The 17540-nt window shown below is 71.6% G+C and carries 15 protein-coding genes and 1 tRNA gene; 3 read left to right on the forward strand and 13 right to left on the reverse strand.

Annotated elements, in window-relative coordinates:
• Positions 1-108 precede the first annotated feature (108 nt).
• Positions 109-2571 (reverse strand): acyltransferase family protein, encoded by a 2463-nt coding sequence (locus RWH44_RS09945; protein WP_316004449.1) that lies wholly within the window; start codon positions 2569-2571, stop codon positions 109-111.
• A gap of 148 nt (positions 2572-2719) precedes the next feature.
• On the opposite strand from RWH44_RS09945, the gene RWH44_RS09950 reads away from it, so the two are divergent.
• The 3 genes from RWH44_RS09950 to RWH44_RS09960 all read left to right on the forward strand — a co-directional run bounded on the left by RWH44_RS09950 (position 2720) and on the right by RWH44_RS09960 (position 6173).
• A complete protein-coding gene (locus RWH44_RS09950; protein WP_316004450.1) occupies positions 2720-3214 on the forward strand; it encodes a DUF2231 domain-containing protein in 495 nt (164 codons plus the stop codon).
• A 141-nt stretch (positions 3215-3355) separates the two neighbouring features.
• On the forward strand, positions 3356-4930 hold the full coding sequence (locus tag RWH44_RS09955; protein WP_316004451.1) for a serine/threonine-protein kinase: 1575 nt from the start codon (positions 3356-3358) through the stop codon (positions 4928-4930).
• A 190-nt stretch (positions 4931-5120) separates the two neighbouring features.
• Positions 5121-6173, forward strand: coding sequence for a hypothetical protein (locus tag RWH44_RS09960; RefSeq protein WP_316004452.1), 1053 nt, complete (start codon positions 5121-5123; stop codon positions 6171-6173).
• A gap of 40 nt (positions 6174-6213) precedes the next feature.
• Here RWH44_RS09960 and RWH44_RS09965 read toward each other — a convergent pair.
• The 12 genes from RWH44_RS09965 to RWH44_RS10020 all read right to left on the reverse strand — a co-directional run bounded on the left by RWH44_RS09965 (position 6214) and on the right by RWH44_RS10020 (position 17522).
• Positions 6214-6286: transfer RNA gene (locus RWH44_RS09965), tRNA-Asn, on the reverse strand.
• Between the two features lie 62 nt (positions 6287-6348).
• A complete protein-coding gene (locus RWH44_RS09970) occupies positions 6349-7122 on the reverse strand; it encodes an ATP-binding cassette domain-containing protein (protein WP_316004453.1) in 774 nt (257 codons plus the stop codon).
• A gap of 79 nt (positions 7123-7201) precedes the next feature.
• Positions 7202-9043, reverse strand: coding sequence for a DNA primase (gene dnaG, locus RWH44_RS09975; protein ID WP_298872642.1), 1842 nt, complete (start codon positions 9041-9043; stop codon positions 7202-7204).
• On the reverse strand, positions 9043-10395 hold the full coding sequence (locus tag RWH44_RS09980; RefSeq protein ID WP_316004454.1) for a deoxyguanosinetriphosphate triphosphohydrolase: 1353 nt from the start codon (positions 10393-10395) through the stop codon (positions 9043-9045). Before RWH44_RS09980 ends, dnaG begins: the two co-directional genes overlap by 1 nt.
• Entirely contained in the window at positions 10367-11521 is a 1155-nt protein-coding gene (dusB, locus tag RWH44_RS09985) for a tRNA dihydrouridine synthase DusB (protein ID WP_316004455.1), read from the reverse strand. Before dusB ends, RWH44_RS09980 begins: the two co-directional genes overlap by 29 nt.
• A 94-nt stretch (positions 11522-11615) precedes the next feature.
• Positions 11616-12299, reverse strand: a complete 684-nt coding sequence (locus RWH44_RS09990; RefSeq protein ID WP_298872636.1) for a DsbA family oxidoreductase — start codon at positions 12297-12299, stop codon at positions 11616-11618.
• Between the two features lie 83 nt (positions 12300-12382).
• The gene (locus RWH44_RS09995; RefSeq protein WP_316004456.1) at positions 12383-13189 is read right to left on the reverse strand and encodes a citryl-CoA lyase; all 807 of its coding nucleotides are present in this window, start codon (positions 13187-13189) and stop codon (positions 12383-12385) included.
• The gene (locus RWH44_RS10000) at positions 13186-14415 is read right to left on the reverse strand and encodes a CaiB/BaiF CoA transferase family protein (protein WP_316004457.1); all 1230 of its coding nucleotides are present in this window, start codon (positions 14413-14415) and stop codon (positions 13186-13188) included. The genes RWH44_RS09995 and RWH44_RS10000 overlap by 4 nt, the downstream gene beginning before the upstream one ends.
• Entirely contained in the window at positions 14412-15923 is a 1512-nt protein-coding gene (locus tag RWH44_RS10005) for a tripartite tricarboxylate transporter permease (RefSeq protein ID WP_316004458.1), read from the reverse strand. The genes RWH44_RS10000 and RWH44_RS10005 overlap by 4 nt, the downstream gene beginning before the upstream one ends.
• Entirely contained in the window at positions 15923-16540 is a 618-nt protein-coding gene (locus RWH44_RS10010; RefSeq protein ID WP_316004459.1) for a tripartite tricarboxylate transporter TctB family protein, read from the reverse strand. Before RWH44_RS10010 ends, RWH44_RS10005 begins: the two co-directional genes overlap by 1 nt.
• Positions 16537-16809, reverse strand: coding sequence for a tripartite tricarboxylate transporter substrate-binding protein (locus RWH44_RS10015; RefSeq protein ID WP_316004460.1), 273 nt, complete (start codon positions 16807-16809; stop codon positions 16537-16539). The genes RWH44_RS10010 and RWH44_RS10015 overlap by 4 nt, the downstream gene beginning before the upstream one ends.
• Positions 16761-17522 (reverse strand): Bug family tripartite tricarboxylate transporter substrate binding protein, encoded by a 762-nt coding sequence (locus RWH44_RS10020; RefSeq protein ID WP_316004461.1) that lies wholly within the window; start codon positions 17520-17522, stop codon positions 16761-16763. Before RWH44_RS10020 ends, RWH44_RS10015 begins: the two co-directional genes overlap by 49 nt.
• Positions 17523-17540 lie beyond the last annotated feature (18 nt).

A 17540-nucleotide genomic window follows, 5' to 3' on the forward strand; every position in this document is an offset into this window, starting at 1 on the left:
CGGGGTCGGCGGTGACCGGACTCCTCCGGGCCGCCGGACGGCCGCGCCGCGGGCGGGGGTGCTCCCGCGCCGATGCCGAGCCGGGCGTGCGTGCGGCCCCCGAGACGGTCAGTACAGACCGCGAGCCGCCAGTTCGCCGCGCAGGATCGGGGTGAGGCGCTCGGCGAAGGCCGGCGTCACGTGGATGTCGTCGTAACGCAGTGGGGTATCACCGGCGAAGGCCGGACAGACGTCCTGCCAACAGGTGAAGGGCAGGGCGCTGACCGCCGCGTCACCGGTCAGCGCGGCCTGCGCCTCGCTCGCGGCCTCCATGGCGTTCCAGACGTCGTCGACGGCGGAGAGGCACGCTCCGGGGCCGGTGACCGGCGAGTAGCAGCGGCCCAGGTCGGCGCCGTGCGGTGGCGGTGAGAGGTACACGGTCCTGCCCGGCGGCGCCCATCCCGCGACTTCCCGGGCGGTGGCGGATGCCAGCTCCGCGGCGTCGAGATCGCGCCCGTCGACCGTCCGCGCGAGCGTGAACGCGTTCGACACTACGAGCAGGTCGGCGGGGTCGGACGCCACCATCGCCGCCACGTCGCTCTTGCGCGCCGTGCAACCGGCCGTGACCGACGGGTCGCGGCTCTCGATCAGGACGTCGGTGAAGCGGCATCCGTACATCCCGACCGTGGTGACGCGCCAGGCGCCGCCGCTCTCGTCGGCGAGACGCGCGAACGCGGGCGCATACGCCATCGCGCTGGAGTCGCCCACCAGATAGAGATGGTGCGCGGCGCCGGCGTCGCCCCACGTGCAACCGCCCGAATCGGGGACGCGGTCGGGGGTGAAGCAGTCGTGCGCCCTGTTCGCGGACGACGAGTCGCGCAGGGATTCGTCCAGCGACGGGTGCAGCGTGGGCCAGGTGCTCGCCGTCGTCGCCGCGGCGAGGTCGCTCTGCAGGGCGGCGAGGGCGTCACCGGCCGCGGCGTCGACCTCGGCCGCGGCGGGAGCGGCGACGGGCACGTCCGGGAGCGTGGGAGCGCCGTACGCCGCGAACACCGCGAGCACGGTCGCCCCGGCCCCGATGACGAGAGTGGCGAGGGCCGCTCCCGCGCGGGGGGCGAAGCGTGCGCGCCATGACGACCAGGGTTCGGCCTCAGGCGGGGCGTCGACCGGGGCCGTAGCTGACGGACGCGCGGTCGACGGGTGCGGCGCTGTCGGTGCCGGGGACGCGAGCTGTGTCGCAACACCGTGCCGCGGCGCGGCCGGGACTTCCGCCGACGCGGGAGGGGCTGCGGGGGCGACCGCCGCGTGGGCGGCCGGTCGCGCGCCCGGGTAGTACCTCTGACCGGGGACCCATCCGGCGGGGCGCGAGGAGAGAGCGCCGGCACGGGCGGCCAGCCCGGCGGGGGCGGACGGCGAGGAGGGAGCGGACGGACGGCTCACGGGAACGCTCGGCGCGGCCGTGATCGACGGGCGGCGCGCGGGAGCGGCCGCGGGGGCCGTTGGTTCGGCGACCCGTCGCTCCCGCGGCCACGGCAGACGGTGGAGCGGCTGCTCGACGCCGAGGAAGGTCGCGACGGCGAGCACGACCATCACGAGCGCGGTGATGCCCAGGGCCGCCGGCCCCGGCGTCAGGACGACGCTCGCGAAGACGATGACCGGCAGGTGCCAGAGATACAGCGAGTAGGACATGTCGCCGACGGCGACCGACGCGGGGTTCGTCAGCACGAAGAGGTGGCGGTGCCGTGGATCTCCCGCCACCCCGCCGGCGATCACCAACGCCGCCCCGACCACGGGCAGCACCGCCCAGGGAGCGGGAAAGGGACCCGCAGGATCCACCACGAAGAACGCCGTGACGATGATGCCCACGCCGACCCAGGCGGCCGCACCGCCGATCACCGTCGGGATCCGCGACAGCAGCCCTGCGCCCGTCGCGAGCACCGCCCCCACGGCGAGCTCTCCCCCGCGTGTGAGGGTGGAGAAGTACGCCAGAGACGGGTCGACGGGGGTCAGCATCACCGCAGCGGCCCCGGATGCCACGACCACCGCGAGTGCGAGGAGAGCGACCGTCACACGCGCACCCCGTCCGCGCCGTGCCGCTGCGGGGAGGAGGGCCACCGCCAGCAGCAAGAGGAGCGGCCAGGCGAGGGAGTACTGTTCTTCGACCGACAGCGACCAGAAGTGCTGCAACGGCGAGACGTCGCCGGTGGCGAAGTAGTCACGACCCTCGAGACCGAAGCGCCAGTTCGACACCAGTCCCGCGGCCGCCAGCGCGTCGCCGACGGTGCGATCGGCGCGGGGGGCGGAGAACAGCGCGAAGGCGATCGCCACGACCGTGCCCAGGACGAGCGCGGACGCGGGAACCAGGCGCTTGATCCGCCGGCCGAAGAACGCCGCGAGCCGCACCGTCCCCTCGGCGCGCAGATCGTCGAGGAGGATGCCCGTGAGGAGGAACCCCGAGAGGACGAAGAACACATCGACGCCGACGAATCCTCCTCGGGGCCAGCCCGTGAGATGGGTGGCGATGACGGCGAGCACGGCCATCGCCCGCAGCCCCTGCAGGTCGCGGCGCACGCGCGAGACACCAACGGTCACGGGGATCCCTTCCGACCGATGCAGACGGCCGGAGCGAGCTTAGTGGAAGCGCTCCCATATCCGTGGCGTCGCGCAACGGATGCGCAGCACCTCAGCCGCTCGCGCGCAAGCCCCGAGAACGGCGACATCGCAGTGCTTCGATGAGCGCATGTGGCAGATCGCGGGGCTCCCCGCCCACCCGTTGCTCGTTCACGCCGTCGTCGTGCTCATCCCCCTCGCGGCCCTCATGGTGGTCGTCGGAAGCGTGTGGCCGGCGGCCCGCCGGCGGCTCGGCATCCTGACTCCGCTCGTCGCGCTCGTCGCACTCGTCTTCGTACCGCTGGCGAAGGAGGCGGGAGAGGCGCTGGAGCGCCAGGTGCCGGCCTCGGCCGTGCTCGAGCGACACACCGAGCTGGGCGATCAGCTGCTTCCGTGGGCGATCGGGCTCTTCGTCGTCGCCGTCGGTCAGTGGCTAAGGTTCCGGTTGCGGGCACGGCGCGCCGGCGAGCCCACGCGCTCGGCGCGTCCCGGCGCGAGGGTGGCGACGATCGCCATCGCCGTGGTGGCCGTCGTCGTGTCCGGCGCGACCACGTACTCCGTCGTGCAGGTCGGCGACAGCGGCGCGCGAGCGGTGTGGTCGAGCGACGGCGGCGACGCAAACTGAACGAGCCGCCATTATGGGCGTCCCCCTCGTCGCCCGCTACCCCCGACGCGGCAGCGGCGAAGGGCCGTAGCGTTCGAACCGGTGGATGTCGCCCGACGCCGCCCGCTGCATGCCCTCGCGGCACCCCGTGTGAAGGAACCGATGAGCCACGCTCCCGACCTGACGATGCCCCACGCCGGTGACATCCTCGGCGGACGTTACGTGCTCGCCGAGCGCATCGGCGCGGGGGGCATGGGGCGGGTCTTCCGGGCGCGCGACGAGGTTCTGCGTCGTGACGTCGCCGTGAAGATCTTCTTCGCCGACCGCACCGACGAGGCCGAGTCGCTGCGGCGGATGGCGGAAGCACGGGCCCTGGCCGCCCTCGACCATCCGTCGCTCGTGACGCTCTACGACGCCCGCCTCGACACCGGCGATCACGTGTACCTGGTGATGGAGCTCATCGACGGGCCCTCCCTCCAGCGGCGCATCGAGCGGGGAGCTCTCGCACCCGCGGACGTCGCCGGAATCGTGGCCGACCTCGCCGCAGCCCTCGCCGTCGTGCACGAAGCCGGGATCGTGCATCGTGACATCAAGCCCTCGAACGTCCTCCTCCGGCCCGTGCGCGGAACGGACCGCGGTATGGAAGCCGTCTTGGCCGACTTCGGTGTCGCCCACCTCGTGGATGCCACGCGGCTGACGACCCCCGGAACGGTCATCGGCACCGCGGCCTACCTCGCGCCCGAGCAGGTGCGCGGCGAACCGCCGCAGCCGGCCTCGGACGTGTACGCGCTCGGCCTGCTGGCAATCGAGGCGCTCACGCGCCTGCATCCGTTCGGCGGCGGTTCGGTGCAGGAGACGCTTCTCGCGCGGCTCGCGCGTCAGCCGGACGTCCCGGCATCGCTCGGGTACGCGTGGAGATCACTGCTGTCGGCGATGACGGCGCACGATCCCGCCGCCCGGCCGTCGGCCACCGCCGTGGCCGAGCAGGCCGTCGAGCTGGCGGCGGGCCGTGAGACGGTCGCGGTCGACACGGGGCCGGTGACCGTGGTGGACGACGCCGCGTGGATCGATCTCGGGCTGCCGGCTGCCGCGATCGCCGCCGGTGTCTCCACGGAGCGACCGTCTGAGCCGACGGCGGCCCTGCTGTCACCGGCGACGGCTGGCGATGCGACGTCGAGCGGCTCCCGAGCGACGCCGGACGCAGCGCCCGCGTCCCCGACGCGTCGACGCCGCTGGGCATGGGCCGGTGTCGGGACGGCCGCGGCCGTGGTCCTCGGCGGGCATCTCGTGGCGTTCTCGTTCACGGGCTCGGGCAGCGTTCCCGCCAGCGGGAGCGTTCCGTCTCCGACGCCGTCGCTCGTCGCAGAGACCTCTGCCCCGGCGCCCTCGGAGACGCCCGTCGACATCCCCGTCGAGTCGGCGGTCGACACTACAACCGATGTCTCTTCCGGACAGGCTCCGGCTGCCCCGGTCTCGGTCGACCAGACGCCGGTGGACCAGACCCCCGTCGAGGTCGTCCCCCTCGAGCCCGCCCCCGTCGAGCCGTCCGCATCCGGTTCCGGACCCGCAGCGGAACCGGGGGTCGGCCCGGGAGCGGATGCCGGCAGTGGACCGGCATCGGGCCGCGGTAACGGCCCCGCGAACGGCGCGGGAAACGGAGTGGGCAACGGCGCGGGAAACGGCGGAGCGAACGGCAAGGCCAACGGAAACGGGAAGGGCGGCCCCGGCGCGCCCTGAGTCGACGTCGGCGTGATCGCGTCCGCTGGTCTCTCCACGGAACCGTTGGCGGATTCACGATCGCTGCCCCTGGCGCGGCCACGCGTCGACGCGGGACACCCGCCGCCCCGGATCACGCCTTCTCGAGGGCCGGAGCGCAACCCCTCGCGGGCGGCCGTGCAGACCGCTTGACTGCCGGGCGGGGGGAACCATGTCGCCGAGGAGAGCCGCGATCGTCGTCGCGATCGTTTCGATGCCGGTCCTGGCGGCATCCGTCGCCTTCCTCCCCACCGGCGGCGGAGTGAGTCTGTTGTCGGCCCTGGGGATCGCGGTCGGTCTCACCGGCGCCGGTCTCGCGATGCTCTGGGCGACCCGTTCGTCGTGGGAGCCGGAAGCCGCACCTTCCCCCCGCGCCCCCGACCGGAGTGCGGCGCACCGCCGAGCGCGCCGTCTCCTGCGGGTGCAGGGGTGGGTCGGGGTCGTCGGGGGCCTCGGCATCGTGATGCTCTCGCTCGGAGTGAGCGACGCCGAACGCGCCACGGTGCGCCTGGGAGCTCTGGGCGTGGGCCTGCTGATCCTCGGCATCGTGAGCATCGTCCTCGCCCGCACGACCGGTCGAGAACGGAGAGAAGAGGATGCCGCTTCCGACGACGAGCCGCTCCCGGCGGGGTGGGTGCTCGTTTCGCGTCGCGACCGCGGTGCGCTGGTGATCTTCCTGGTGCCCGGCCTCGTGGCCGGGGTGTGGGGCGCCTGGCAGGTCGTCCCTCTGATGATCCTGACCGCCCGCGACGCCCCGCCGGGGATCGTCGTCCTCCTCGGCCTCAGCGCGATCGCGGTCGTCGCGGGGCTCGCCGTGTGGGCGCTGCGTCAGATCCCCGACGTCTGGATCGACGCAGAAACGGCGCGGGTGCGAGTCGGATCGCGGGTCGTCGCGGGAAGCGCGTTGACGTCGGCCCGGGTGACCGCCACCGCGATGATCACCGGCGGGACACGATCGCTGTTCCTCATCCTCGAGGGGCCGGAGAAGCTGCGTGTCCCCCTGTTGCTGCGCCGCCGCGGCGAGCTCGCGATGAATCCCGCTCAACGACGCGCGACTCTCGCGCTGATCGACGCGGCGGCCATCGAGCTGCCCCGCGCGAAGGAGGATCCGCGGGGGAATTTCTCGCGGACGCTGTACCCGACGCACCTCGATGCCGGACAGGCGCGCGAGCTCGTCGCCCACCCGCCGCGTTCGGATGAGGACCTGCCGATCACCGTCGGGTGAAACGACGAAGGCCCGACGCGGACGTCGGGCCTTCTGCGGGCTCCCCGGCTTGGACTCGAACCAAGAACCTATCGGTTAACAGCCGATTGCTCTGCCAATTGAGCTACCGAGGATCATGCTCACCTCGCGGCGGGCAACCCCACGATACTAACAGCACACGGGGGTGGCGGAAAAATCAGCGGGCCGAAATCCGTCGCTCGGGCGTGCCGTCCGGCGTCCACTGCAGGGTCTTGTCGCCGTGCCCCAGGGCGACCGCGTGACCGGCGTGCAGCACGAGCACGTCGGCGTCCAGATCGCGCGGGGCGTCGGCGTCGTTCGTGACGATCAGCGACGCCATCCCCCGCTCGTCGCGACGGCGGATGATCGAGGCGCGCGCCGCGGCACGCACCTCGACGTCGAGGTTGGCGTACAGGTCGTCGGCGACGAACAGTCGCGGCTCCAGCACGAGAGCACGCGCGAGGGCGACCCGCTGACGCATGCCGGCGCTGAGCTCGTACGGGTACTTCGGCGCGGTGCCCAGCGGCAGTTCCATCTCGTCGAGCAGCGTCGCCACGCGCACGGCCAGAGCCCGCGTGTTGACCCGGCGGTCGCGGCTCGTGATCGGTTCGGCGATGACGTCCTGCACGGTGAGACGGGAGGGCAGTCCGGCACCGGCCCCCTGAGGCAGGTAGCCGGTGTGGAAGGTCCACTCCCGACGGGCACGGCCCGGACGCCGCGCCGAGATGCCGTGAACGCGCGCGTCTCCCCCGACGACCGCGAGGCCGTCGTCGGGGTGACCGGCCAGCAGCGACACGAGGGAGGTCTTGCCCGCCCCCGTCGCTCCGCGGACGACGAGCGTGCGCCCGGCGGGCAGGGTGAGGGTGATGCCGTCGATCACGCGCACGCCGCTGCGCGCGAGCGAGAGGTCGTCGGTGCGGAGGGCGACGTCGGTGTCGAGTGACCGGGGCATGCTCCCATCCTCGCCGAGGATCGCGTCCCCTGTCGCGGGGCTTCCTCCCGACACGCCGGTGCGGTAGCCCCGGTGGGCCTCAGCTCGCGACGAGTCGCTGCCGATCGGCATCCAGTTCTCGAAGGCGCAGACGAAGACGCCGGCCCTCCTCGGATTCGGCCGGGACGCGCTGGATCCCCCGCAGCAGTTCGTCTTTCTCGCGTTGCAGCTCGCGCACGAGCAGGCCGCGGGCGAGGTCGTTCGCCGACGCCACCGCGCCTTCCTCGGTGCGCGCGGGGAACTCGGCCGTCAACAGCTCGGCGGCGAGGGAGCGGAACGGCTCACGGACCGCCTCGACGGCCGTCACGGCCCAGCCGGGCTGCGACAGGTCCGTGGATGCCAGGGAACTGCGCACCGCTTCGAGAGCCGGGTGACCGAACGGGGTCTGCAGCGCCCGCAGGAACAGGTCGGGCTCGATCCGGTGCCCGTACTGCAGGAAGGCCATCATGGCCCCGCGCTCGAGGGCGACGTCGCGGGTGTGCGGCAGCGAGGCCATCGTGACCGACACGGCGACGGGGGCCGGGTCCGCGGTGCGCTGCGCGTCGCGCTTCTCGGCGCGATCGGCTCCGCGGGCGGCGCGTTCGACGGCGGCCTGTACCTCGGGGATGTCGAGTCCGAGACGCCGGGCCAGCACGCGCACGTAGCCCGGCCGGAGCGCGGGGTCGCGGATGTCGGCGACGATCGGGGCCGCCGCGTGGAGAGCGCCGGCGCGACCCTCGACGCTGGAGAGGTTGAAGTCCTTGAGTCGCTGATCGATGACGAACTCGAACATGGGGGCCTTGGTCTCCATGAGCGAGCGCACGGCGCCGTCGCCGCGCTGGAGACGCAGGTCGCACGGGTCGAGGCCCTCGGGGGCGACGGCGACGTACGTCTGCGCCGCGAAACGCTTCTCATCGGCGAAGGCGCGCAGCGCCGCCTTCTGGCCCGCGGCATCCGGGTCGAAGGTGAACACGACCTCTCCGGAGCTGCTGTCGTCGCCCATGACGCGGCGGAGCACCGTGATGTGATCACTGCCGAACGCCGTGCCGCACGAGGCGATCGCCGTGGTCACTCCCGCGAGATGGCAGGCCATGACGTCGGTGTACCCCTCGACGACCACGACGCGGTGCGAGCGCGAGATGTCGCGCTTGGCCAGATCGAGGCCGTAGAGCACCTGCGTCTTCTTGTAGAGCGGGGTCTCGGGGGTGTTGAGGTACTTCGGGCCCTGGTCGTCGTCGTAGAGCTTGCGCGCGCCGAAGCCGATCACCTGACCGGTGATGTCGCGGATGGGCCACACCAGGCGCCCGCGGAAGCGGTCGTAGACGCCGCGCTGACCCTGCGACACGAGTCCCGCCTGCAGGAGCTCGTCGCGCGTGAACTTCTGCGCCGTCAGGTGGTCGAGCAGGTGCGACCAGCCCTTGGGCGCGTACCCGACGCCGAAGTGCGCGGCCGCCCCGGCATCGAAGCCGCGGTCGCCGAGGAAGCGGCGACCGGTCTCGGCCTCGGGGGTCATCAGCTGCGTGCGGAAGTACTCCGCCGCCGCGGCGTTGGCGGCGTACAGCCGCGAGCGTCCCGACGTCTCGGGAGCTGCTCCCCCGTCTTCGTAGTGCAGCGTGTACCCGACGCGCGCCGCCATGCGCTCGACCGCCTCGGTGAACGACACGTGATCCATCGCACGCAGGAACGAGTAGACGTCACCCGATTCACCGCAGCCGAAGCAGTGGTAGTAGCCCACCTGGGGCCGCACGTTGAAGCTCGGACTGCGCTCGTCGTGGAAGGGACACAGCCCCTTCATCGACCCGACGCCGGCGGGCTTGAGCGCGACGCGCTCGCCGATCACGTCGGCGATGTTCACCCGCGCTTTGACCTCGTCGACGTCGGCCTGACGGATGCGACCCGCCATCAGGCATCCGCTCCGCGCGAAGCTCGGGCGCCGGGAGCCCAGACGCCGAGCTCGGCGGCATCCACCTCGCCGACCAGGCGGCCGTGCCACGAGATCGCGAGCTGATCGGTGAGGCTCGCGACCTGGTCCACCACCACGCGACGGCGCGCGGCGTCGTCGGCCGCCGCGGCGAAATCGGGAGCGTGCAGGGCGTCGAGAGCGCCGGGGTTCTCCCACAGGGCGGATGCCAGGCGCTTGAGCACCTGACGCTGCTCGCGGTAGAGCACCTTGCGGCCGTCGATCGACACGACGGTCGCGCCGATGATGCCCTTGAGCACCGCCATCTCGACCTCGACCTCGCCGGGCACGATGACGTTCGCGCGGTACCGCGTCAGCGCGTCGGCCGGGTAGGCCTCGCGGGTGGCGGCGGTGGCCGCGCGCGCGAAGCGACCGATGAGATCGGACGTGAGGTTCTTCAGCCGCGCGAGCGCCGGGCGCGTGCCGTCGAAGGAATGGATCCACTCCGGCATCGCCATGAGCCGTTCGAGACCCGCCGCCAGATCGTCGCGGACGAAGTCGTAGCCCACCCAGCGCTGGATGGCGTCGAGCAGTCCTTCACGGCCGACGCGGGATGCCAGGCGCGCGGGGTCGACGTAGCGGTTGACGACCGCGTCCTCGAAGTCGTGCACCGAGTAGGCGATGTCGTCGGAGAGGTCCATGACCTCGGCCTCGATGCAGCGCTGCCGTGCGGGTGCACCCCCGCGCATCCAGTGGAACACCGGTTCGTCGTCGGGGTAGACACCGAACTTCAAGCGTCCGCCGGGATCGGGTACGGGCTCGTCGGCCGTCCAGGGGTACTTGCAGGTGGCGTCGAGGCTCGCGCGCGTGAGGTTCAGACCGAACGGTTCTCCCTCGACGCCGAACACCTTGGGCTCGAGGCGCGTGAGGATGCGCAGGGTCTGCGCGTTGCCCTCGAAACCGCCGATGTCGCCGGCCCACTCGTTGAGCGCCCGCTCGCCGTTGTGCCCGAAGGGCGGGTGCCCGAGATCGTGGCTCAGGCAGGCGGTGTCGACGACGTCGGGAGACAGCTGCAGGGCGGTCGCGAGCTCGCGGCCCACCTGCGCGACCTCGAGGGAGTGCGTGAGGCGGTTGCGGGCGAAGTCGGCCGGGCTCGCCGGGCTCAGCACCTGCGTCTTGGCCGCGAGGCGTCGCAGCGCGGCGGAGTGCAGCACGCGGGCACGGTCACGGGCGAAGTCGTCGCGCTGGGAACGATGCCGTTCGACGTGGAACCGGGCGGCGTCCGCATCCTCGTACCCGAGGGGACGGGCCGTCGTCACCGCCACCTCAGCCGCCACTGTGGTGCAGCTCCGCATCGGCGAGGGCGCGACCGGCGGCATCGCCGATCTCGCGGGAGTCCAGCCAGCCATCGGGGAGAGCCGGGCGCTTCGGGGTGCCGGCGCGTCCGCGCTGACCCTCGGCCGCGGCGCCCGGGTAGGGGGCGTCGAGCTCCATCGTAGACAGCAGCGCGTCGATCTCGTCGAGGGTCGAGGCCGTCGCGAGGCTCGCGCGCAGCTCGCCGCCGACGGGGTAGCCCTTGAAGTACCACGCGACGTGCTTGCGGATGTCGCGGCATCCGCGGCCCTCGTCGTCGAAGAACTCCACGAGCAGCTCGGCGTGGCGCCGGAACGCCTTCGCGACGAAGCCGAGCGTCGCGTCGACCGGCTCGCCGTGCGCGGCGCCCGGGCCGCCGAGGGCACGTGCGAGGTCGCCGAAGAGCCACGGGCGTCCGAGGCAGCCGCGACCGACGACGACACCGTCGCAGCCGGTCTCGTCCATCATCCGCACGGCGTCGTCAGCGGACCAGATGTCGCCGTTGCCGAGCACCGGCACACTCGTCACGGTCTCTTTCAACTTCGTGATCGCGGCCCAGTCGGCGTGACCGGAGTAGAACTCGCTCGCCGTGCGCGCGTGCAGGGCGATGGATGCCACACCCGCCCCCTCGGCGATGCGGCCGGCCTCGAGGTAGGTGAGGTGGTCGGCGTCGATGCCCTTGCGCATCTTGACCGTGAGCGGCTTGTCGCCCGCAGCAGTGACGGCACGCTCGACGATTTCGCGGAACAGCGACGTCTTCCACGCCAGCGCGGCACCCCCGCCGCGGCGGGTGACCTTCGGCACGGGGCAGCCGAAGTTGAGGTCGATGTGATCGGCGTGGTCTTCGTCGACGATCATGCGCACCGCCGCCTCGACCGTCGCCGGGTCGACCCCGTAGAGCTGGATCGAGCGTGGTGTCTCGGACTCGTGATGGCGGATGAGGCGCATCGTGGTGTCGTTGCGCTCCACCAGAGCGCGCGTCGTGATCATCTCGCTCACGTAGAGCCCGGCACCGTATTCGCGACACAGACGACGGAACGCCGTGTTCGTGATGCCGGCCATGGGAGCGAGCACGACGGGGGCGTCGAGTTCGATGTTGCCGATGCGCAGCGTTCGCGTCGGAGCCATTGCCGTATTCACTGTCTCATTCTCCCAGACGGTCGCACGACACGGTGCCCGCCCCCGAACGGATCGGGAACGGGCACCGGATGGGGAGGAAGGGTCACGCGTCGGCGGTCTCGACGACCTCGCGACGCTCGCCCCAGACCTGACGGGCGATCTGCGTGAACGCCTCCACCGGCTGCGCGCCGCTGACGCCGTACTTGCCGTCGATCACGAAGAAGGGCACGCCGGTGATGCCGAACTGGCGGGCCTGCTCCTGGTCGGCGCGGACGGCGGCGCGGTAACGCTGCGACGAGAGCGCCTCGCGCGCGGCATCCGCATCGAGACCGACCTCGGCCGCGAGCTGCACGAGATCGTCGTCGCGACCGACGTGCTTGCCCTCGAGGAAGTACGCCGACATGAGCAGCTCGGCGAGCTCCAGCTGCTTGCCGTTCTCCTTGGCGAAGTGCAGCAGCTCGTGCGCCTTCACGGTGTTGGTGTGCTTGAGGATGTCGAAGCGGTACGCGAGTCCCGCGTCGGCGGCGACGCCGGTGACGCGGTCGAGCATCTCGCGCGCGGACTCGGGCGAGATGCCCTTGTGCTGCGAGAGGTAGTCGACCTCTCCCCCGTCGAAGTCTTCGGGGGTGTCGGGCGAGAGCTCGAACGAGTGGTACTCGATCTCGACGACGGGAGCGTCGTCATCGGCGGCCGTGGCGGCCAGGCCGTTCTCGAGGTTGCGCTTGCCGATGTAGCACCAGGGGCAGGCGATGTCACTCCACACGTCGATCTTGATGGCATCCGTCATATCGCGTGCAACCACGTTGCCGGGCGATCTATTCCGCGAGCGGCATCCTTCCCCCGGGGGCCTCGCCGCTCATCCCCCGCTGGTCATCGCTCGGGCACGTCCGGCCCGGTGTAGTCGGCGAGCAGCGGCGGAGGCAGCGGACCCTTGATGCGGCGACCTGAGCTGCTCTCCTCCCACGCGTGGGCCAAGATGCCGACGGATCGAGCGAGCACGAAGAGCCCGCGCGCGAGCTCCGGCTCGACGCCGAGCTCGCCGTACACGGTCGCCGAGATGCCGTCGATGTTCATCGGCACGCCGCGCGAGGCGAGCGCGCGCTCGATCGCGAGTCCGGCTCGGAGGTGGTCGCCCTCGACGTCGCCCGACGCCGCGGCCTGCTCGACCAGCGAGAGCAGCGGGTTGCGGCGCGGATCAACGGGATGGAAGCGGTGCCCGAAGCCCGGGACGAAAGCGCCGCGGGCGCGGTACCGCCCGATCTCGTCGGCGGCGAGATCGTCCCAGTCGCGGCCGTGCTCGCGATGCTCTCGCACCATGCGGCCGAGCAGTGCGACGCACTGCTGGCCGGCGCCGCCGTGGGTGTCGCCGAGCACGTTGATGCCGTTCGCCATCGCCGAGTTGATGCCGACGCCGCACGTGGCGGCCATGCGCGCGCTCGCGATGGAGGGCGCCTGAGGACCGTGGTCGACGCTGGCCACCAGGGTCGCCTCGAGCAGGCGTCGGCGCGCGGGCTCGAGGTCGCCGCCGGTCACGAGCAGCCAGATGGTGTCGACGAAACCCGTCGTGCCGATCAGGTCCTGCACCGGACGACCGCGGAAGGCGATCTCCCCCGGCTGGATGCGGGTGATGGCGGTCGCCCACCACGCGGTGACGGCTGCGAGCGCGTCGTCGGTCATACGGCGCCTTCCTCGTACAGGGCGGCGATGTCGTCGGCGGAGTAGCCGAGCGTCGCCAGGATCTCGTCGGTGTGCTCACCGAGCGTGGGGGGTGGGGTGCGCGGTGCGGAAATCCGGCCGTCGATGCGGATGCCGTTGCCGAGCACCCGCAGCGGATCGCCACCACCCCCCGGGAAGGGCAGTTCGTGAACGAGTCCACGATCGCGGATCTGCGGGCTCGCGAGCATCTGATCCACACGAAGGACCGCCGCCGCGGGGACCCCGGCCGAGCTCAAGAGGTCCTCCCACTCCGTGGCGGCACGCGCCGCGAGCGCGTGCTCGAGTTCGATCGTCAGGGCCGCCCGATGGGCCTTGCGATTCTCGCGTTCCGCGAACCGCGGGTCGACGATGAGGTCCGCCCTGTCCACGAGCGCGCAGAGAGTCTCGAACTGCTCCTGCTTGTTCGCGGCGATGTTGAGCAGCCCGTCGCCGGTGGCGAACGCTCCCGAGGGTGCCGCGGTGCCGTTGTCGTTGCCGAGAGGCAGTGGCTCGTGGCCGTCGACGAGGAGGTTCGACACCACCCAGCCCATCGCGGTCACTGCCGTCTCGAGCATCGACACGTCGATCACGCTGCCGACCCCGGTGGTGGCCCGACCAGCCAGTGCGCTCGAGACGGCGAAAGCCGCGGCGAGCCCGCCGATCGTGTCGGCGAGGGGGAACCCCGCACGCAGCGGACCGGTCGCCTGTGTTCCCGTGACGCTCATCATGCCCGAATAGCCCTGGATGATCTGGTCGTACGCCGGCTTCGTCCGCATCGGACCGGTCTGCCCGAAGCCGGAGATCTGACACAGGATCAGCCGGGTGTTGAGGGTGTGCAGCTGCTCCCACCCGAAGCCGAGTCGCTCCAGGACCCCGGGACGGAAGTTCTCCACGAGCACGTCCGCGGTGGCGACGAGCCGACGCAGCGCCTGCGCGCCCCCCTCGGTCTTCAGATCCAAAGTGATCGAACGCTTCTGGGCGTTCTGGGCGAGGAAGGAGATACCGAGGTGCCGCGCGTTCAGCTCGGCCGAGGTGCCGAGCCGTCTCGCGAGGTCGCCGCCGTGCGGTGTCTCGACCTTGATGACGTCAGCGCCCATCAGCGCGAGCTGGTATGCCGCGTAGGGCCCCGCGAGCACGTTCGTCAGATCGAGCACCGTCACACCCGTCAGCGGCCCCGGCGCCACGGCATCCGTATCCGTATCCGTCATGCCGCCACCTTCGAGCGGCGGGCCGAGCGGACGCGGGTGAAGACGACGCCCACGATCGCCAGCGCGAGCACCGCGTACAGCGTGATCGAGATGGGGCTCGACACCAGGATGCCGGGATCCCCCTCGCTCACGGCCATCGCGCGACGGTACTCGGTCTCGGCCAAGGGGCCGAGGATGATCGCGATGAGCATCGGCGCGACCGGCAGCCCGTATCGGCGCATGAGGAAGCCGAGCAGGCCCACCACCAGGACGAGGACGAGGTCCAGGATCTTGCTGCTGGTGGCGTAGACGCCCAGCATCGCGAAGACCGTGATGCCGGCGTACAGGTAGTGGCGCGGGACTTTCAGCAGCTTCGCCCAGAGCGGAGCGAACGGCAGGTTCAGGATGAGCAGGACGACCATGCCGACGAAGAAGCTCGCCAGCAGCGCCCACACGAGGTCGGGGGCGCGATCGAACAGCAGCGGTCCCGGCTGCAGACCGTACTGGCGGAAGGCCGCGAGCAGGATCGCCGCGGTCGCCGAGGTCGGCAGACCCAGCGCGAGCAGCGCGCCCATCGCCGTTCCGGCCGTGGCGTTGCCGGCTGCCTCGGGGCCGGCAACGCCCTGGATCGCCCCGCGTCCGAACATCGGCTTCCGGCGACGGCCGTCGAGCTTTCGCTCCGCGCCGTATGACAGGAAGGTGGGCACCTCGGATCCGCCGACGGGGATGATGCCGAAGGGGATGCCGATCGCCGTTCCGCGCAGCCACGCGGGCAGGGCCTGTCGGAGCTCACGGAACGACAACCAGAGCCGCCCGGTCGAGGGCAGGAGCTTCGTTTCGTCGGGGGTGCCGCGGCGCGCGGCGACGCTGAAGACCTCGCCCAGCGCGAGCAGACCGACCGTGATCACCACGATGTCGATGCCGTCGAACAGCTCCGGCAGGCCGAAGGTGAAGCGCGAGGTGCCTGAGGCGCCGTCGATGCCCACGACCGAGATCGCCAGACCGATCACCAGGGCTGCGAGACCGCGGACGACCGACTCGGTCACCACGGCGGAGATCGCGACGAAGGCGAAGACGGCGAGCGCGAGGTATTCGGCGGGCCCGAAGAGGGTCGCGAGCTCCGCCAGCCGAGGTGCGAAGAACACCACGAGGATGGATGCCACGATCCCGCCGATGAACGCGCCGATCGCCGAGGTCGCGAGCGCTTGAGCGGCTCGGCCGCTCTTTGCCATCCGGTGCCCCTCGATCGACCCCGCGATCGCGGTGCTGTTACCCGGGGTGTTCATGAGGATGCCGGCGATGGAGTCACCGAACAGCCCACCGAAGAGCACGCCGGCGAACATGATGAACGCACCGATCGGGTCGAGCGAGAAGGTGACCGGCAGCAGCAGCGCGACGGCCATCGCCGAACCGAGGCCCGGCAGAACGCCGACGGCGGTGCCGAGCACGGCGCCGATCAGCACCCACAGCATGTTGATGGGCGTGAGGACGACCGCGAAGCCCTCCCCCAGGTTGACCAGAGCATCCATCAGAAGAGTCCCTCCAGGATTCCGGGCGGCAGGTTGAGTCCGAGACCTCCCGAGAAGGCGATCTGCACGAGGGCGGAGATCGCCAGCGACAGGAAGATGTCGAAGACGGGCCGGCGGCTGCCGAGCGAGCGCGCGATGCCCCAGAACAGGAACGCGCCGGACAGCAGCCATCCCAGCGGGGTGAGCGCCGCGATGAACACGACGACCGTGCCGACCGCGCCGAACATGGCCCAGATGTTGCTGCGTGGGCGGACGGGGGGCGCCTCCGGTTCCCTGCCCTCGAGGGTCGCGAGGATCGCCTCGTCGTCGGCCTCGGGGTCGGTGCCGGGGGTCTCGGCATCCGCATCGGCCACGTCGATGGGCTCGGGCCGGCGCAGGATGTCGATGGCGAGGAGGGCGGCGAGCACGATCACCGCGGCGGCGATGATGGCGGGGAAGAGCTGCGGGCCGGGAGGGGCGGCGGTGGCCGGCACGGTCATCGTGATCGTGCCGACGATGAGCGCGACGCCCATCGCGAGCATCACCGCCGGGACGACGAGTCCGGAGCGGCGGCGCCAGAAGCCGTCGGATGTGCGGACGCGGTGCGTCCGCGGGATGGTGGGGATGACGCCGCTCACAGGCCCAACTCCTCGATGATGGCGTTCACACGCGCTTGGTCCTGCGCGATGAAGTCCGCGAAGTCGGATCCGGTCAGCAGCGCGTCGCGCCACCTGTTGCGCTCCATCACCTCGGCCCATTCGGGGGTCGCGGCCATCTCCTCGACGATGGAGACGAGCTCGTCGCGCTGTGCGTCGGTGATGCCGGGAGGCGCCACGAGGCCGCGCCAGTTCGGCAGGTTCACGTCGACGCCCTGCTCGATGAAGGTGGGGATGTCGATGCCGGGCACCGGCTCCTGCGCCGAGACAGCGAGGGCCGGAGGCGTCCGGCCTCGATCTGGTCGCTGAAGTCGTTGTAGCCGCTGACGCCGATCGCCACCGTGTTGGAGAGCAGCGCGGTGAGCACCTCGCCGCCGCCGGCGTACGAGACGTAGTTGACCTCACCGGGATCGATCCCTGCGGCCTGCGCAGTGAGTCCGGTCAGCAGATGGTCGGTGCCGCCGATACCGCCTCCTCCGACCGCCTGGCCGTGCGGATCCGCGCGCCACGCCTGGATGAAGTCGTCGAGGTTCCGGAACGGCGAGTTCGCAGGCACGATGAAGACGATGTAGTCCTCGGCCAACCGGGCGATCGGGGTCGTGTCGCCGAGGGTCGCCTCCGACCCGTTGACCGTGATGGCGCCCTCCATGACCGTGCCGGTCATCATGAGGTTCGTCGGATCGTCGCCGAGCTGCGTGAACTGGCCGAGTCCGATCGTGCCGCCCGCCCCGGGGACGTTCACCACCTGCGCGTTGTTCACGACCGCGGTCGAGCGCAGCACCTGCTGGGATTCCCGGGACGCGAGGTCCCAGCCGCCGCCGGGAGCCGCCGGGGCCATGATCGTCAGTTTGGCGCGGGGGTCGACGCCGGCGGTCGAGCCGCTGGCGTTCACTGCGGCCACGCCGACGAGCGCCGCCGTGGCGGCGACGCCGAGGGCGTTCCACAGAACGCGTCTGGTTCTCACGTCGTCACTCCTTCGTGA

The sequence above is a fragment of the Microbacterium phycohabitans genome (assembly GCF_032464935.1).
Lineage (GTDB): Bacteria > Actinomycetota > Actinomycetes > Actinomycetales > Microbacteriaceae > Microbacterium > Microbacterium phycohabitans.

What these genes read in the sequence shown, in the direction of transcription:
- RWH44_RS09970 (WP_316004453.1), bottom strand. Translation starts at nt 7,122, where the DNA reads ATGCCCCGGTCACTCGACACCGACGTCGCCCTCCGCACCGACGACCTC.
- RWH44_RS09955 (WP_316004451.1), top strand. Translation starts at nt 3,356, where the DNA reads ATGAGCCACGCTCCCGACCTGACGATGCCCCACGCCGGTGACATCCTC.
- RWH44_RS10005 (WP_316004458.1), bottom strand. Translation starts at nt 15,923, where the DNA reads ATGGATGCTCTGGTCAACCTGGGGGAGGGCTTCGCGGTCGTCCTCACG.
- RWH44_RS09995 (WP_316004456.1), bottom strand. Translation starts at nt 13,189, where the DNA reads ATGACCGACGACGCGCTCGCAGCCGTCACCGCGTGGTGGGCGACCGCC.
- RWH44_RS09960 (WP_316004452.1), top strand. Translation starts at nt 5,121, where the DNA reads ATGTCGCCGAGGAGAGCCGCGATCGTCGTCGCGATCGTTTCGATGCCG.
- RWH44_RS10000 (WP_316004457.1), bottom strand. Translation starts at nt 14,415, where the DNA reads ATGACGGATACGGATACGGATGCCGTGGCGCCGGGGCCGCTGACGGGT.
- RWH44_RS09990 (WP_298872636.1), bottom strand. Translation starts at nt 12,299, where the DNA reads ATGACGGATGCCATCAAGATCGACGTGTGGAGTGACATCGCCTGCCCC.
- dnaG (WP_298872642.1), bottom strand. Translation starts at nt 9,043, where the DNA reads ATGGCGGGTCGCATCCGTCAGGCCGACGTCGACGAGGTCAAAGCGCGG.
- dusB (WP_316004455.1), bottom strand. Translation starts at nt 11,521, where the DNA reads ATGGCTCCGACGCGAACGCTGCGCATCGGCAACATCGAACTCGACGCC.
- RWH44_RS09980 (WP_316004454.1), bottom strand. Translation starts at nt 10,395, where the DNA reads ATGCGGAGCTGCACCACAGTGGCGGCTGAGGTGGCGGTGACGACGGCC.
- RWH44_RS09950 (WP_316004450.1), top strand. Translation starts at nt 2,720, where the DNA reads ATGTGGCAGATCGCGGGGCTCCCCGCCCACCCGTTGCTCGTTCACGCC.